This window comes from Streptomyces sp. NRRL F-5122 (genome assembly GCF_001507435.1).
Lineage (GTDB): Bacteria > Actinomycetota > Actinomycetes > Streptomycetales > Streptomycetaceae > Streptomyces > Streptomyces lannensis.
This window is the reverse complement of sequence record NZ_LMWH01000105.1, coordinates 116,146-131,201: the sequence shown is the minus strand read 5'-3', so window position 1 is coordinate 131,201 and position 15,056 is coordinate 116,146. Positions and strand designations below refer to the sequence as shown.

Sequence of the window (15,056 nt, the reverse complement as noted above, 5' to 3'; positions counted from 1 at the left end):
ACGAACGGCATAATCGCCTGTCAACGGGCGCGTGCATCTCCCCAGTTGGCGGACCCTATGACTCCGTGCGCCCCCTGTGCACCAGCACCGTGGGTAAGGTCACGCTTACCAGACGTTCCGCTCGGGCATGCAGGCGAATAGAGTCGGCGGGCGGAGCGTCGCAACGGTGACGGATCGCCCGGTCGACACCGGTGTCACCCCCGACACGACAAGTGCCCCAGATTCCACACGTTGTCCGCATCCTCCCCCATCGCGAGAGGCACCGGGGGGAGACCCCCACCCCGAGGAATGGCCATGCCTCGTCCGAACGCCGCACAGCTCGCCTACGGTTCCTGCACCGTGATCTTCTCCACCCTCGCCATGCTGCTGCTGTCACAGACGAGTTCGGGCCTGGGCATCGCCGTGATCGCCCTCGCGGCGCTCGCACTCGGACTGCTCGTCGCCGTGACGGTGCCGGTGCCGAAGTCCGCTTCGGCCGGTGGCCGACGGCCCGCCGCCCGGCAGCCCGCACCGGCCGCACGGCCGACGGCGTCCGTGGGATCAACGGCTGCGGCCGAGTCCGTACGCGAGCCGGCGAATCCCTGAACCGGGCGCGCAGCAGAGCACTTCACGGTCGCCACAGGCACCACCGCGCAGCGCATCACGAAACCGGCGGGTCCCGATACAGGGTCCGCCGGTTCGCGCGTCGGCCGTCACCGGGGCGTCGGCGTCACACCGTGCTGACCTCCACCGTTCTGGCCGCCTTGTCGTGCAGACCCTGCTTGTAGGGCTTGTCGAAGAAGCTCCAGCCGCCGCAGACCGCGGTCCAGACGCAGGCACAGCAGAACGCGAACGGAAGCCACAGCACCGCGGCGCGGATCAGCGAGGTCCGCACGGAGGGGCTGGAGCCGTCCTGCAGATTCGCCACCCGCATGTTCAGCAGCTTCTTGCCGAGCGTCTGCCCCGACCTGGAGATCATGACGGTGTCGTAGGCGATGTACAGCACGGCGGCGATCACGGACTGGCCGAGGGACTTGCCGGACTCGATCCGGTTGGCGTCCACGTCGTACTCGGCGGTGCGGAACACCCAGGACAGCAGCGCGACGACGATACCCACGAGGATCATGTCGATGATCCGCGCGAGCACCCGCTTGCCGCTGTCGGCGAGCGGAGGCATCCCGGCGAGGGGGTCCGTCCCGCCGTACGGGCCGTAGGGACCGCCGCCGCCGTACGGCGGCCCGGGGGGCGGAGGCCGGTCGTAGGGGCTTCCACCACCGGGCGGAGGCGCACCGTAGGGGCTTCCGCCGCCGGGCGGAGCACCATGAGGGCTTCCGCCGCCGGGCGGTGGCTCGCCGGCGGGCGGCGGGCCCCAGCGGGGTTCGGTGCCGCCGCCCTGGGACGGCGGGGTCTGACGTTTTCTGAACGGGTCCTCCTCCGGGGAGTCCCCGGAGCCGGGGGGCGGCGGTTCGGTGCTCATGGCCCGAGTCGACCGCGAACCCTCCGGCTCCGCATCCCTACAGGTCCGTCCGGGTCAGCCCGCCACGAACGTGTGCGCCGCCTTGTCGTGCCAGCACTGGCGCCACGGCCGGTCGAACACACACCACAGCACGCCCACCACGCCGACCACGAGCAGGCCCGGGACGCTGTAGACGAGCCAGCGTCGCAGCGCACGTCCGAAGGCCGGCGGTTCATGGGCCTCGATGTCCCGCACCTCGATGCCGCACAGCTTCTTGCCGAGCGTGCGGCCCCACTTGGCGGTGGGCAGCACTTCGTAGAGCACACCGAAGCCGAGGAGCACGGCGAGCACCACGGCGAGATGGAGCGAGGTCGTGCCGTCGAGCAGCCAGACCGTGACGGTCTGCCCGGAGAGTTTGGCCGCGTCGATCTTGTCGTTGATGTGGTCGATCGCCTCGGTGCCCAGCGGTACGGCGGCCACGCCCGTGACCGCCGCCAGCACCACGGTGTCCAGCAGCCGGGCGACCAGCCGCCTGCCGAGGCCGGCGGGACGGGCCGCCGCCTGCGCCCTGGCGGCCGCCAGGAACGGGTCCTCCACCGGAGGCTTCCACGGCGCGACGGGCCGGTCGCCCTCGGGACCCGGGCTCGCGAGCCGGTGCACCTGCTGGGCCCAGGAAGGCTGGCCTCCGCCGGAGCCCGTGGTCAGGGGCGTACCGGCGGACTGCTGAGGGATGCCCGGTGCGGGCTGCTGCGAAGGGGATCCCGTGGCGGCCGGCCCGGGCGCGGGGGCCGGGGGCCCCGCCGGCGGAGCGGTCCGCTGCGGAGCGGGAGCCTGCGCCTCCGGGCCCGGGCCCAACGCATGCCGGGCCGCCGCCTGGGCGCCGTCGGTGTGCGGGGACCGGCCCGAACCGGAAGCGGCCGCCTCCGTGCTTCCCCCCTGCTCCCCCGTGCGCGGGGAGAGCGCACGGAACGCCGTGGTGCCCTCGGAGGCGACGGGACCGTCGTTGCCCGTGGTGCCCGGTGCGCCGGCGTCCGCACCTTCGCCGCGCGGCTGCCGACGGAACACGACCGTGCCGTCCGGGGCCGGAGAGGAACCGGAGCCGGGGCCGCCCGGAGGGTCGGTGGGCGGGATCGTCGCCGTGCCGTCCGTGCGGTTCGCCGCGCCGTCGGGCCGGCCTGCGTGCGGGACCCGGGGGTCGGCTGCCTGGGGCGCGCCCCACGAGACCCGGCGGTCCTGGTCGCCGCCGAAGCCGGACTGCCGGGAGCGGTCGGCGCCCCAGGCCGAGGCGGGCTCCGGACGGCTGCCGTGCCGGGCGTCGGCCGGGTCCACCCGGGCGGACTCCTCGACCGGGTCCTCGTCGAAGAAGTGCGGCCCGGTCTCCTCCACCGCGGGCGGAGCGGGGCGTGCGCCGGGAGGCGGGGAGAGCGGTCCGCCGTCACTGGGCGCGGGCCGGCTGGTGCCCGGCACCCAGGCGACACCGTTCCAGTACCGGACGTATCCAGGGATGGACGGATCCGGGTAGTAGCCCTCGCGGGGTCTGTCGTCACCGGGTGCCGGGGTTGGGGCGCTCATGTCCGTCGTCCCGTATCTGCTCGGGGGCTCGTGTGGACACCCACATCTATCAGAACCGCGCACGGTGTTCTGCCGGTCCGCCTGCATCCACCCCTTTCCGGGCGATACCGTGCACGGCCTTCACACACCTGGAACACTCCCCGAAAGAATTTCTCCGAAAGGCGCGTCGCGCCTTTCGGAGCTGATCGTCGCCGTCCTTGCGCGGGCCCGCGCCCGTTGCCGGAGCGCGAGCCCGGACTCCGCGCCGCGCGCCCCGTCCACCGGACGGGTGAGCACTCCGGCGGGCTCAGAAGAGCTTGCCCGGATTGAGCAGGCAGAGGGGGTCGAAGACCTGCTTGACCGCCCGCTGCATCTCCACGCCCACCGGGCCGATCTCGCGCGCCAGCCACTCCTTCTTCAGGATGCCGACGCCGTGCTCACCGGTGATCGTGCCACCGAGTTCCAGGCCGAGGGCCATGATCTCGTCGAAGGACTCCCGGGCGCGCCGGGACTCGTCCGGGTCCTGTGCGTCGAAGCAGACGGTCGGATGCGTGTTCCCGTCGCCCGCATGGGCGCAGACGCCGATGGTGAGCCGGTGCTTCTCGGCGATCCGCTCCACGCCCTCCAGCAGCTCGCCGAGCCGGGAGCGGGGCACGCACACATCGTCGATCATCGACGTGCCCTTGACGGCCTCCAGCGCGGTGAGCGACAACCGCCGTGCCTTCAGCAGCAGTTCGGACTCGGCCACGTCATCAGCCGGGACGACCTCGGTGGCCCCGGCGGCCTCGCACAGCGCGCCGACGGCGGCGAGGTCGGCGGCCGGGTCCGGGGTGTCGAAGGCGGCGAGGAGCAGGGCTTCCGTGCTCTCCGGCAGGCCCATGTGGGCGAGGTCGTTGACCGCCTTGACCGTCGTCCTGTCCATCAGTTCGAGAAGGGACGGCACATGACCGCCCGCCATGATCCGGCACACGGCGTCGCAGGCGTCGGCCGCGGACGCGAACTCGGCCGCCAGCACCAGTTGCCGGGGCGGCATGGGCTTCAGGGCGAGGACCGCGCGGACGATGATGCCGAGCGAGCCCTCGGAACCGACGAAGAGCCGGGTGAGGTCGTAGCCGGCGACGCCCTTGGCCGTGCGGCGTCCGGTGGACATGAGGCGGCCGTCGGCGAGCACGACGTCCAGGCCGAGGACGTACTCGGCCGTCACCCCGTACTTCACGCAGCACAGCCCACCGGATGCCGTGCCGATGTTGCCGCCGATCGTGCACATCTCCCAACTGGAGGGATCCGGCGGGTAGTACAGGCCCTGTTCGTTCACCGCGCGGGAGAGCGTGGCGTTGACCACGCCGGGTTCGACGACGGCGACGCGGTCGACCGGGTTGATCTCCAGGATCCGGTCCATCTTCGTCAGGGAGAGCACGATGCAGCCGTCGGAGGCGTTGGCCGCGCCCGACAGACCGGTGCGGGCGCCCTGCGGTACGACCGGGACCCGCAGTTCGGTGGCGATCCGCATCACGTGCTGGACCTGCTCGACGGTGCGCGGCAGCACGACCACGGCCGGGGCGCCTGCCGCGCAGAAGCTCGCCATGTCGTTCGCGTACGAGGCCGTGACGTCGGGGTCGCTCAGGACGGCTTCGGGCGGCAGGCCGGCCCTGAGCCGGTCGAGGAGGTTGCCGGTGGCTTCGTCGCGCGGGGCTTCGATACGGCTCATGATCACAGCGTTGCACCCGGGGGCGGCGGTGTGAACCCCGCCCGCACACGGCTCCCCGCCCGGAAAGGAGAGGGGAGGCCGTGTGCGTCCCGTCCGCGCCGCCCCCGGGTGCCGATCGGTCCCGTTCGGTCGCGGACGTCAGGGCTCAGAGGTTTCCGCGCTTCTCCTGCTCCCGCTCGATCGCCTCGAACAGGGCCTTGAAGTTGCCCTTGCCGAAGCCCATGGAACCGTGCCGCTCGATGATCTCGAAGAAGACCGTCGGACGGTCCTGGACCGGCTTGGTGAAGATCTGCAGCAGATAGCCGTCCTCGTCGCGGTCGGCGAGGATCTTCAGCTCGCGCAGGGTCTCGACGGGGACACGGGTGTCACCGACCCATTCGCCGAGGGTGTCGTAGTACGAGTCCGGGGTGTTGAGGAACTCGACGCCGGCCGCCCGCATCGTCCGTACCGTGCGCACGATGTCGTTCGTGTTCAGCGCGATGTGCTGGACACCGGGGCCGCCGTAGAACTCCAGGTACTCGTCGATCTGCGACTTCTTCTTGGCCAGGGCGGGCTCGTTGATCGGGAACTTGACCTTGAGCGTCCCGTCGGCCACGACCTTGGACATCAGTGCGCTGTACTCGGTCGCGATGTCGTCGCCCACGAACTCCTTCATGTTCGTGAAGCCCATGACCTTGTTGTAGAACCCCACCCACTCGTTCATGTGGCCGAGTTCGACGTTGCCGACGCAGTGGTCGATCGCCTGGAAGGTGCGGTGCTCGGGCGGCTCCACGATCGGGTCGGCGGCGGCGTACCCGGGCAGGTACGGGCCGTCGTAGCCGGTGCGCTCGACCAGGGTGTGCCGGGTCTCGCCGTAGGTGGCGATCGCGGCCAGGACGACGACGCCGTGCTCGTCCTTCAGCTCGTACGGCTCGGCGACCGAACGGGCGCCGTGCTCGATCGCGTACGTGTACGCGGCGCGCGCGTCCGGGACCTCGATGGCGAGGTCGACGACGCCGTCGCCGTGTTCGGCCACGTGCTGGGCGAGGAAGTGGCCCCAGGTCGTGGCGGGCTTGATGACGGAGGTGAAGACGAAACGGGCGGAGCCGTTCTCCAGGACATAGGAAGCAGTCTCGCGGCTGCCGTTCTCCGGTCCGGAGTAGGCCACGAGCCGCATGCCGAAGGCGGTGGAGTAGTAGTGCGCGGCCTGCTTGGCGTTGCCCACGGCGAAGACGACCGCGTCCATTCCCTCGACCGGGAAGGGGTCTGCCTCGCGCGCGGTGTCGGGGGTGTGGTGTGTGGTCTGGCTCATAGCGGCAGCCTCACCCCTCCCCGCAAGCTGCGCAATAGTTTGCGCATCCACTGGGCAACCTGCACAACAGGTGCCCCTTTTTGGCGGGCGTTCTGTACAAGATGACCATCGGGGAGAGCGGCAATGGCGATCGATCATCTGGACGCCCGGCTCATCGTGCTGCTGGCGCGGGAGCCACGCATCGGGGTACTGGAGATGTCCCGGCGGCTCGGCGTCGCGCGTGGCACGGTCCAGGCGCGCCTGGACCGGCTTCAGTCGAACGGAGTGGTCCGCGGATTCGGCCCTCAGGTCGACCCGGCCGCACTCGGCTACCCCGTGACCGCGTTCGCGACGCTGCAGATCCGGCAGGGGCAGGGAGCGGACGTCAGGGCCCATCTGTCGACCGTTCCGGAGGTCCTGGAGCTGCTCACCACCACGGGCACCGGGGACATGCTGTGCCGGCTGGTCGCTCGCTCGAATGCCGATCTTCAACGTGTGATCGACCGGGTTGTCGGTTTTGATGGCATTGTCCGGGCCTCCACGGCGATCGTCATGGAGAACCCCGTTCCGCTGCGCATCATCCCCCTGGTGGAGCAGGCGGCCGAGGACCGGGAGACGACCTAGCCGACCGGGGTGAGCACACGTGAGCTTCTGGGAGTACGTGGACGACCGTCACCGACAGTCGCTCATGGACGCCTGCCGGCACGTCGGAACGGTCTTCCCGCGCGGTCCTCGCGGCGCTCCTCGCCATGGTGATCGCCTTCTCCGCCTCAGGGCCCGGCCTCGGTTCACCCGACCGCACGGACGGGCTGGACCAGGTGCCGCGGGCACGCTGGGGATCATCGCCCTGTCGCTGCTGTTCGACGCCGGACACCTGCTCCCCGGGCCGCTGACCGCCCCGGGGAAGCCCATGGCACCGGTACAACCGGAGGAGAGGCGGATGTGACCACGTCCCAGGTGAGGGAGAAGAAGAAGGCCAGGATGCCGGTCCGGCCGAGTCCTCCGGCGACGCCCTGGATCTCCTGGCAGAAGCTGACCTGCCTGCCCCTGGCGCTGGTGATCGCCCTGCTGACGACCCTCGTCCTGTTCCGGCGCGCCCGTCTGGACCCCGTCGCCCGGAACGCCATGGCGCACGGCAGGGTCACGCGAGCGTTGTGGCAGCACCTCGAACTGACCGCGATCGCCACGGTCCTGGTGCTGGTCGTCGCGATCCCGCTGGGCATCCTGCTCACCCGTGCGTCGCTGCGGAGGGCCACGCCCGTGGCCCTGACGATCGCGACCCTGGGCCGTGCGGTTCCCGCGCTCGGTCTGCTGGCGCTGCCGGTGCTCTGGCTCGGCACCGGCCCGAAGGCGGTCCTGCTCGGCGTGGTCGTCTACGCCGTCCTGCCGGTGCTGGCGACCACGATCGCGGGACTCGCGGCGAACGATCCGGCGCTCCTGAAGGCCGCGCGCGGCCTCGGCATGTCCCCGTTGGGCGTACTGGCCCGGGTGGAACTGCCCGCGGCCGTCCCGCTGATTCTGGCCGGCGTGCGCACGGCCCTGGTCCTGAACGTCGGCACGGTGACGCTGGCGGCCCTCGGGGGCGGCGGCGGTCTGGGCGTACTGGTCACCACCGGGCTCACCCGTCACTGCCTGCCGGTGCTGGTCCTCGGTTCCATCCTCACGATGGCGCTCGCGCTGCTGCTCGACTGGCTGGTGTCGGTGGCGGAACTGCTGGTGCGGCCCCGCTTCGGGGAGCGGGACTGAGGGCCCCGCGGGCGCCGGGCGCCGAGGACCCGCCCGTCACCGCCGCCGGCTAGCAGCTCGGCACCGAGCCCTTCCCCCGCTCGAGCGCCACCAGGGCGTCGACCGCGCCGTCCAGCGTGGTCACCGGAACCAGTCTGAGCCCCTTCGGCAGCTCCGCCTTGGCGTCGGGGCACTCCGCCTTCGGGACCAGGAACACCGTCGCGCCGTCACGGCGGGCGGCCTGCGTCTTGAGCGCGACACCGCCGACGGCCCCCACGTTGCCCGCGTCGTCGATGGTCCCCGTGCCGGCGACGGTGCGGCCTCCCGTGAGGTCGCCGCCGGTGCCGTCGCCGTGCAGCTTGTCGATGATCCCGAGCGTGAACAGCAGGCCCGCACTCGGCCCGCCCACGTCCGCGAGCTTCAGGGTGACCTTGACGTTCTTGTCGCTCAGGCCCAGGTACTTCAGCGCCGCCCGGGTCGCCGCGTCCTGGGACTGCCTCATCTGCTCGGAGTTGTGCTGCTCGATCTCCTTGACGGTGTCACCGCTCGGGTAGACCGCGTCGCGCGGCAGCACCGCGCGGTCCGTGCGGAGCCAGCCGTCGACCACGTCGCCGAGCGAGACGTGCGCGTCGGGACCCGTCGCCTCGATCGTCGTCATCCGCAGCTGGCCGGACGTCGTGCGGGTGGGCGTACCGCTGACCGTGATCACGGGAGCGCCCTTGTTCGCACCGAGGACGTTGGCCGTCAGCCCCGGCTGCGCCACGGAGAACGGCAGCGGCGCGGCCGCGGCCGTGGCGAACAGGGCCGCCGCGGGCAGGGCGCAGACGGCGACGGCCTTGGGACGCGAGAGACGAGAGAGCACGGGATCAATCTAACGTGACGGTGGCGTCCGGCCGGGTGCCGGTCAGCCCCTGCCGGTCAGCCCCCGTACAGGCCGCTCCGCCCGGTGGTGAAGCGCCGCAGGGCCTCCGGGAGCGGCTCCACGCCGATCCCCGGGGCGGAGGGCACCGGGAGATGGCCGTCCCGCAGCACGAAGGGCTCGGTCAGGTCCTCGGCGAAATAGCGTGCGGACGCCGAGGTGTCCCCGGGGAGGGTACAGCCGGGCAGGGCCGCCAGGGCCAGGTTGGCGGCGCGGCCGATGCCTGTCTCGAGCATGCCGCCGCACCACACCGGCACCCCGTGCGCATGGGCCACGTCGTGCACGCGGCGCGCCTCCAGATAACCGCCGACCCGCGCCGGCTTCACATTGACGACCCGGCAGGCGCCCATGGCGATCGCGGAGGCCGTGTCACGGGCGTTGTGCAGGGACTCGTCCAGGCAGACGGGGGTGGTGAGGCGCTGCTGGAGCAGGGCGTGGGCGTGCAGGTTGTTCTCCTCGAGAGGCTCCTCGACGAGCAGCAGCCCGAACGCGTCCAGTTTCCGCAGGTGCTCGGCGTCGGCGAGCCGGTAGGCGGTGTTCGCGTCGACCTGGAGCGGCAGTTCGTCGCCGAACCGCTCGCGCACGGCCCGGACGGGTGCCAGGTCCCAGCCCGGTTCGATCTTCAGCTTGATCCGGACGTAGCCCTCGGCGAGGTAGCGCTCGACGTCGTCCAGGAGCTCGGGCACGGAGTCCCTGATGCCGACCGACACTCCGGCCGGCACCCGGTCCCGCACGGCCCCCAGATAGGTCGCGAGCGACATCCCGTACGCGCGCAGCTCCGCGTCGAGGACGGCCGTCTCCAGGGCGGCCTTGGCCAGCTCATGCCCCTTGACCGACGCCAGCGCAGGGGCGAGGGCGGGGGCCGTCAGCCGGGGCAGGGCCGCCACGCGCGGCAGCAGGAAGTCGCGCAGGACGATCTCGGCGCCGGCCACGAACTCCGGGCAGTACCGCGGTTCAGGGTCGGCGGCGAACTCGGACCACCCCTCGGCGGCGTCGGTGACCACATGGAGCAGGAAGGTGTCCTTCGTGGTCATGGTCCCGAAGGAGGTGCGGAACGGGGCGACCAGCGGGATCGCCACATGGACGATCTCGGCGCGTTCGAGCTTCATACCTGGGAGTGCTCCTCTCGGGTGAGCGTGTACCAGCCGTCCCGGGACATGCCCGTCGCGCGGAACCCCTCGGCGAAGGCCTGTGCGAACACCTCGCGGACGGCGTGCCGCCAGCGCAAGGCGAGGGCGGGGTCGGCGGCCCGCAGGGCCACGACGTCATCCGGCACACGGCACCACAGACGGCCGCCGTCGGCGGAGCGCCGGGCGAGCGGCGCCCCGTCCGGCGCCAGGAGGGTCCCCGCCGTCCGCGGGGCCGCCACGGCCGGTCCGGGGCCGGGCGAGACGGCGCGGTCCGCGCTCGTGCCGGACCGCCGGGGCGCCTGCAGGTCCCACAGGACGGTCAGCCGGTCGCTCTCGTCTCCGTCGTTCACTCCGTCGGCCATCGGACCGTAGAAGTCGACGAGGTACTCCGTCCCGGTAGCACCCAGCTTGACCAGGTTGAAGCGGGCATTGCGGCCGACCAGCGGGTCGAAGGTCCAGCGCAGTGTGCGAGCACCGTGCTCCAGCAGCCAGGCACGCTGCGCCTGCTTCAGCGGGTGCCCGACGCCGCGGTCGGCCGCCGCCAGCAGGGAGTACGCGTCCGCGTCGGCGGGCGGGCCGAAGACCGCGGCGCAGGCTCCGGCGAGCCGCTCCCCTTCGACGGTGTACGCGGCGTGCACGGCCCCACCCGCGTGGACCAGGCTGTGCAACACCTCGGCGGGCAGGGGCGGGCTGCTGCGGGGTGTGCGCCAGACGTCGCAGAAGTAGTCGGCCACGGCGGCGAGGCCGGTCACGTCGTGCACGGTACGGAGGTGAACACCCGCGGTGCGCGCTGTCTCCTCCGCGAGCCGCGCCGCGCCCGCATGGGCGGCGGACAGATCCGTCTCTGCTGTCATGGGTCGAGTCTCGGGGCGCGCGCCGGGACACGCGTTGTGCGGGACGCCAAAACCTGCGTACGGTCCTGAGGGGATCGGCCAACGACCGAGGAGGCATCCCTGGACGCGAACTCCCTCGGGGACCTGCTGGACGTCGTCGGTGAACCCTCCGTACGGCTGCACACCGCGCCCGCCGGACTCGGCGTGCCCGTCACCGAGGCGCTGCTCCACGACGTCCACGCCCCTGTCCCCCGTGTGCAGGGTGCGCTGCTGCTCGCGGTGGGCGTGCGCGCCCGCTCCGCCGGACCGCTGGCGCGAGCCGCCGCCGAGGCGGGGATGGCCGCGCTCGTCGTACGCGGTCAGGACGGGCCCGTCGAGGAGGCGGAGGAGGCCGGGATCGCCCTGCTGTCCGTGGACGAGGACGCCGTCTGGCACCGGGTGCACCTGCTGCTGGCCTCGGCGATCGGGGCTCGCCCTGCGGTCACGGGCCCGGGGGACGCGCGCGGTGAGCTGTTCGCGCTCGCCGACGCCGTGGCCGCCGCCGTCGGTGGGGCCACCACCGTCGAGGACCCCCGGCAGCGGATCCTCGCGTACTCGACGGTGCCCGGACAGGTGACGGACGAGGACCGCCGCCAGGGCATCCTCGGGCTCCGGGTGCCGGGGAGCCCGGAGAACGCCGGGCAGTACCGGACCGTCTTCGCCGCACCGGGTCCGGTGCGGCTGCCGGCACTCGCGGGTGCTCTGCCGCGGCTGGCGGTCGCGGTGCGCGCCGGGGGCGAGACCCTCGGCTCGCTCTGGGTCGTCGACGACGGCCGGCTCGCACCCGATGCCGGGAAGGCGCTGGCGCAGGGTGCGTCCACGGCGGCGCTGCTCCTGCTGCGGGTGCGCGCCGCCCGGGAGCTGGCCCGGCATCAGGACGGCGATCTGCTGCGCCGCCTCCTCGACGGCACCGCCGACCCGGCGGCCGCCCAGCGGCTCGGCCCGGAACCGGTACGTGTCGCCGCGTTCGTCCTGGACGCCGCCGTCTCCGCGCCCGACGACGCACAGACCGCGCTGCGGCTGCTGGACCTCGTGAGGCTGCGGTGCGAGTCCCGCTACGGACGGCACGCGTGTGTGCTCGTCGACCGGGTCGTCTACGCCTTGCTGCCCGCTCCGGCGGAACGCGGCACGGGCCGCGGCCGCGGCCATGAGGAGCGGCATCTGCGGCTGGCCGAGGACATCGTGCGGCGGGCCGAGCAGGCACTGCGGGTACCGGTGCGGGCCGGACTCGGTGACGTCGTGCCTTCGGCCGCCGGTGCGGTCGCCTCACGCCGGGACGCGGATGTCGTGCTGCGGGTGCTCGGACCGCGGCTGCCCGTGGCGTCGGTGACCGGGGTGCGGCCCCGGATCACCCTGCTGCGGCTCGCCGAAGTGATGGCCGGACAACGGGATCTGCGCACGGGGGCCGGGGAGAAGGTGCGGGCGTACGACGCCGGGCACGGCACCGAGTACGCGCGCACCCTGCTGGCGTGGTTCGAGGCCGGGTGCGACATGGCGGGCGCGGCGGAGCGGCTCGCGGTGCACCCCAACACCTGCCGCTACCGGCTGCGGCAGGTGCGGCGGCACGTCGGGGTCGACCTGGACGATCCCGACGAACGGCTGGTGCTGTGGCTGCAGTTGAGGACGGCGGCGGACACCGGCGAAGGACTCTGAGGGCGGCCGCTGGCGCTCAGCGCAGCGCCTCGGCCACCTCCCGAGCGGCGTCCACCACCCGTAGCCCCACCCGGTCGGGCACCGCGTCCGAGAGCATCACGACCCCGACGCTGCCCTCTATACCGCTCACCCCGAGCAGCGGCGCCGCCGCACCGCTCGCGCCGGCCTCCAACTCCCCGTGGGTGAGCGTGTATCCGGGGTCGGCGACCGGCTGTCGACGAGCGGCGAGTATCGCCCGGCCGGCGGCGCCCCGGTCGAGCGGATGGCGGAAACCGGCCCGGTACGCCACGTGGTAGTCGGTCCACGTCGGTTCGACGACGGCGACGGCCAGGGCCTCGGACCCGTCGACCAGAGTGAGGTGCGCGGTGGCCCCTATGTCCTCGGCAAGCGCACGCAGCGCGGGCAGCGCGGCCTCCCGTACCAGCGGATGCACCTGACGGCCGAGTCCCAGCACACCGAGCCCGACCCGGGCGCGGCCGCCCAGATCACGGCGGACCAGGCAGTGCTGCTCCAACGTGGCCAACAACCGGTACACCACGGTCCGGTTGACGCCCAGTTTGGTGGACAGTTCGGTGACGGTCAGCCCGTGGTCCGTCTCGGCGAGCAACTTGAGGACCCTGAGGCCCCGATCGAGCGTCTGGGAGGTCTCCGCGGTCACGACGCCCACTCCTTAGTGGTGAGACGGCGGCCCGGTCGCGGCGGATGCGGCGCCGAGTCCCGTCGACGCCGCGCTCCAGAGGCCGCCGATCGGCCGGCGGCCCGGCGGATCCCGGGCCCAGTCGCTTCACGGCTGCGCTCCGCGGCGGAGCTGCCACGGGGCGTGTGCGTAGCGGGACATTAGCGAGCCGGTCCGCTCAGCGGAAGGCTCCGTCCAGAATCCGGTCAGGGGTGGGGAGTCACTCGCTCGTTTTGCGGCGATACGCACCGCTCACCGGACACCGCCCGCCCATCGGGGCGGTGTCCGTGCTCACTTCATGCGCGTGGCCCACTCCTGGACCTTCGCGATGCGCTGGCGCAGCTGACCGGCGGTGCACTCGGCGCTCGGCGGGCCTCCGCACACCCGGCGCAGTTCGGTGTGGATCACTCCGTGCGGCTTGCCGCTCTGGTGCACGTACGCGCCGACCATCGTGTTGAGCTGTTTGCGCAGTTCCAGCAGTTCCTTGTGGGTGACGACGGGCCGCCGCTCGGCGGGCAGTTCCAGCAGGTCGGCCTCCGTGTCCGCCTTCTTGCGGCTGTGCGCGATCTGCCGTGCCTGCCGCTTCTGCAACAGCAACTGCACCTGGTCGGGCTCGAGTAGGCCCGGAATACCGAGGTAGTCCTGTTCCTCCTCGCTGCCGGGATGGGCCTGCATGCCGAACTCGGCGCCGTTGTACATGACCCGGTCGAAGACGGCGTCGGACTCCAGCGCCTCGAACGGCAGCATGTCCTGCTCACCGGTGTCCTCGTCCTGCTCCCGGTTGGCCTCGTCCATCTCCTTCTCGGACTCGGCGTACGGGTCCTCGTCCTCGCCGCCCTTCTTCGGCCTGTCGAGGACGTGGTCGCGCTCGACCTCCATCTCGTTGGCGAAGGTGAGCAGGTCCGGGACGGTGGGCAGGAACACCGAGGCGGTCTCGCCGCGACGCCGGGACCGCACGAAACGGCCGACGGCCTGGGCGAAGAAGAGCGGGGTGGAGATGGTGGTCGCGTACACCCCGACCGCGAGCCGGGGCACGTCGACGCCCTCGGACACCATGCGCACCGCGACCATCCAGCGGTCGTCGCCGTGGCTGAACTCGTCGATGCGGTCGGAGGCGCCCGCGTCGTCGGACAGGACGAGGGTCGCCCGGTGCCCGGTGATGTCGCGGATGAGCTTCGCGTACGCGCGGGCGGCCTCCTGGTCGGAGGCGATGACGAGGGCACCGGCGTCCGGGATGGCCTTGCGGACCTCGGTCAGACGCTGGTCGGCGGCGCGCAGCACGCTGGACATCCACTCGCCGCGCGGGTCGAGGGCGGTCCGCCAGGCCTGGCTGACGGCGTCCTTGGTCATGGGCTCGCCCAGCCGGGCGGCGATCTCGTCGCCTGCCTTGGTGCGCCAGCGCATGTTGCCGCTGTAGGAGAGGAAGATGACCGGGCGCACGACGCCGTCGGCGAGGGCGGACCCGTATCCGTAGGTGTAGTCGGCGGCCGACCGGCGGATCCCGTCGGTCCCCTCCTCGTACGCCACGAACGGAATGGGGTTGGTGTCGGAGCGGAACGGCGTACCGGTCAGGGCGAGCCGGCGGGTGGCCGGCTCGAACGCCTCCAGGCAGGCCTCGCCCCAGGACTTGGAGTCTCCCGCGTGGTGGATCTCGTCGAGGATGACGAGGGTCTTGCGCTGCTCCACACGGTTGCGGTGCAGCATGGGCCGGACCCCGACACCCGCGTAGGTGACGGCGACGCCGTGGTACTCCCGGCCGAGGGGTCCGGCGCTGTACTCGGGGTCGAGCTTGATGCCGACGCGCGCGGCGGCCTCCGCCCACTGCTTCTTCAGGTGTTCGGTCGGGGCGACGACGGTCACCTGCTGCACGACGTGGTGGTGCAGCAGCCAGGACGCGAGCGTCAGCGCGAAGGTCGTCTTGCCCGCGCCCGGCGTGGCGACGGCGAGGAAGTCACGCGGCTGCTCCTGGATGTACGTGTCCATCGCTCCCTGCTGCCAGGCGCGCAGCTTGCCGGCCGTGCCCCAGGGAGCGCGGCCGGGGAAGGCGGGAGAGAGGTGGTGCGAAGGGGAGGAGTGGGAGCTGGCGGCGGTGGTAGTCACGGTCTCCGGTTCGGTCG

At 72.4% G+C, this 15,056-nt stretch carries 13 protein-coding genes; 4 read left to right on the top strand and 9 right to left on the bottom strand.

Annotation, left to right across the window (positions count from 1 at the left end; all coding sequences use genetic code 11):
• The first annotated feature begins 294 nt into the window (after positions 1-294).
• The gene (locus ADL25_RS12970) at positions 295-585 is read left to right on the top strand and encodes a hypothetical protein (protein ID WP_059127846.1); all 291 of its coding nucleotides are present in this window, start codon (positions 295-297) and stop codon (positions 583-585) included.
• A 124-nt stretch (positions 586-709) separates the two neighbouring features.
• Here the strand turns inward: ADL25_RS12970 and ADL25_RS46025 are convergent, their stop codons facing one another.
• The 4 genes from ADL25_RS46025 to hppD all read right to left on the bottom strand — a co-directional run bounded on the left by ADL25_RS46025 (position 710) and on the right by hppD (position 5,985).
• A complete protein-coding gene (locus ADL25_RS46025; RefSeq protein WP_079050317.1) occupies positions 710-1,456 on the bottom strand; it encodes an RDD family protein in 747 nt (248 codons plus the stop codon).
• Between the two features lie 54 nt (positions 1,457-1,510).
• Positions 1,511-3,007 carry an RDD family protein gene (locus ADL25_RS12960; RefSeq protein ID WP_059127844.1) on the bottom strand — a complete coding sequence of 499 codons (1,497 nt, stop codon included), beginning with the start codon at positions 3,005-3,007 and terminating at the stop codon, positions 1,511-1,513.
• A 286-nt stretch (positions 3,008-3,293) separates the two neighbouring features.
• Positions 3,294-4,700 (bottom strand): FAD-binding oxidoreductase, encoded by a 1,407-nt coding sequence (locus ADL25_RS12955; RefSeq protein ID WP_059127843.1) that lies wholly within the window; start codon positions 4,698-4,700, stop codon positions 3,294-3,296.
• 139 nt (positions 4,701-4,839) lie between these two features.
• Positions 4,840-5,985, bottom strand: a complete 1,146-nt coding sequence (gene hppD / locus ADL25_RS12950; RefSeq protein ID WP_059127842.1) for a 4-hydroxyphenylpyruvate dioxygenase — start codon at positions 5,983-5,985, stop codon at positions 4,840-4,842.
• Between the two features lie 123 nt (positions 5,986-6,108).
• On the opposite strand from hppD, the gene ADL25_RS12945 reads away from it, so the two are divergent.
• Both ADL25_RS12945 and ADL25_RS12940 read left to right on the top strand, forming a co-directional pair.
• Positions 6,109-6,588, top strand: a complete 480-nt coding sequence (locus ADL25_RS12945; protein ID WP_059127841.1) for an Lrp/AsnC family transcriptional regulator — start codon at positions 6,109-6,111, stop codon at positions 6,586-6,588.
• Positions 6,589-6,906: 318 nt separating this feature from the next.
• Positions 6,907-7,710 (top strand): ABC transporter permease, encoded by an 804-nt coding sequence (locus tag ADL25_RS12940; protein WP_059127840.1) that lies wholly within the window; start codon positions 6,907-6,909, stop codon positions 7,708-7,710.
• Positions 7,711-7,759: 49 nt separating this feature from the next.
• Here the strand turns inward: ADL25_RS12940 and ADL25_RS12935 are convergent, their stop codons facing one another.
• From ADL25_RS12935 to ADL25_RS48010, 3 genes are read right to left on the bottom strand one after another with little or no spacing between them, the layout of a single operon-like run.
• Positions 7,760-8,551: a S16 family serine protease gene (locus tag ADL25_RS12935; RefSeq protein ID WP_059127839.1), complete on the bottom strand. Its 792-nt coding sequence runs from the start codon at positions 8,549-8,551 to the stop codon at positions 7,760-7,762.
• 56 nt (positions 8,552-8,607) lie between these two features.
• On the bottom strand, positions 8,608-9,717 hold the full coding sequence (gene menC, locus ADL25_RS12930) for an o-succinylbenzoate synthase (protein WP_059127838.1): 1,110 nt from the start codon (positions 9,715-9,717) through the stop codon (positions 8,608-8,610).
• Positions 9,714-10,592, bottom strand: coding sequence for a hypothetical protein (locus ADL25_RS48010; RefSeq protein WP_063805626.1), 879 nt, complete (start codon positions 10,590-10,592; stop codon positions 9,714-9,716). The genes menC and ADL25_RS48010 overlap by 4 nt, the downstream gene beginning before the upstream one ends.
• 183 nt (positions 10,593-10,775) lie before the next feature.
• Between ADL25_RS48010 and ADL25_RS12920 the strand changes: the two genes are divergently transcribed.
• The gene (locus ADL25_RS12920; RefSeq protein WP_234380887.1) at positions 10,776-12,263 is read left to right on the top strand and encodes a PucR family transcriptional regulator; all 1,488 of its coding nucleotides are present in this window, start codon (positions 10,776-10,778) and stop codon (positions 12,261-12,263) included.
• A gap of 16 nt (positions 12,264-12,279) precedes the next feature.
• Here the strand turns inward: ADL25_RS12920 and ADL25_RS12915 are convergent, their stop codons facing one another.
• Positions 12,280-12,921: an IclR family transcriptional regulator gene (locus ADL25_RS12915; RefSeq protein ID WP_059127836.1), complete on the bottom strand. Its 642-nt coding sequence runs from the start codon at positions 12,919-12,921 to the stop codon at positions 12,280-12,282.
• 309 nt (positions 12,922-13,230) lie between these two features.
• A complete protein-coding gene (locus ADL25_RS12910; RefSeq protein ID WP_059127835.1) occupies positions 13,231-15,039 on the bottom strand; it encodes a DEAD/DEAH box helicase in 1,809 nt (602 codons plus the stop codon).
• Positions 15,040-15,056 lie beyond the last annotated feature (17 nt).

Coding starts and splice junctions, on each gene's coding strand:
- ADL25_RS12945 (WP_059127841.1), top strand. CDS start 6,109: ATGGCGATCGATCATCTGGACGCCCGGCTCATCGTGCTGCTGGCGCGG.
- menC (WP_059127838.1), bottom strand. CDS start 9,717: ATGAAGCTCGAACGCGCCGAGATCGTCCATGTGGCGATCCCGCTGGTC.
- ADL25_RS48010 (WP_063805626.1), bottom strand. CDS start 10,592: ATGACAGCAGAGACGGATCTGTCCGCCGCCCATGCGGGCGCGGCGCGG.
- hppD (WP_059127842.1), bottom strand. CDS start 5,985: ATGAGCCAGACCACACACCACACCCCCGACACCGCGCGCGAGGCAGAC.
- ADL25_RS12970 (WP_059127846.1), top strand. CDS start 295: ATGCCTCGTCCGAACGCCGCACAGCTCGCCTACGGTTCCTGCACCGTG.
- ADL25_RS12960 (WP_059127844.1), bottom strand. CDS start 3,007: ATGAGCGCCCCAACCCCGGCACCCGGTGACGACAGACCCCGCGAGGGC.
- ADL25_RS46025 (WP_079050317.1), bottom strand. CDS start 1,456: ATGAGCACCGAACCGCCGCCCCCCGGCTCCGGGGACTCCCCGGAGGAG.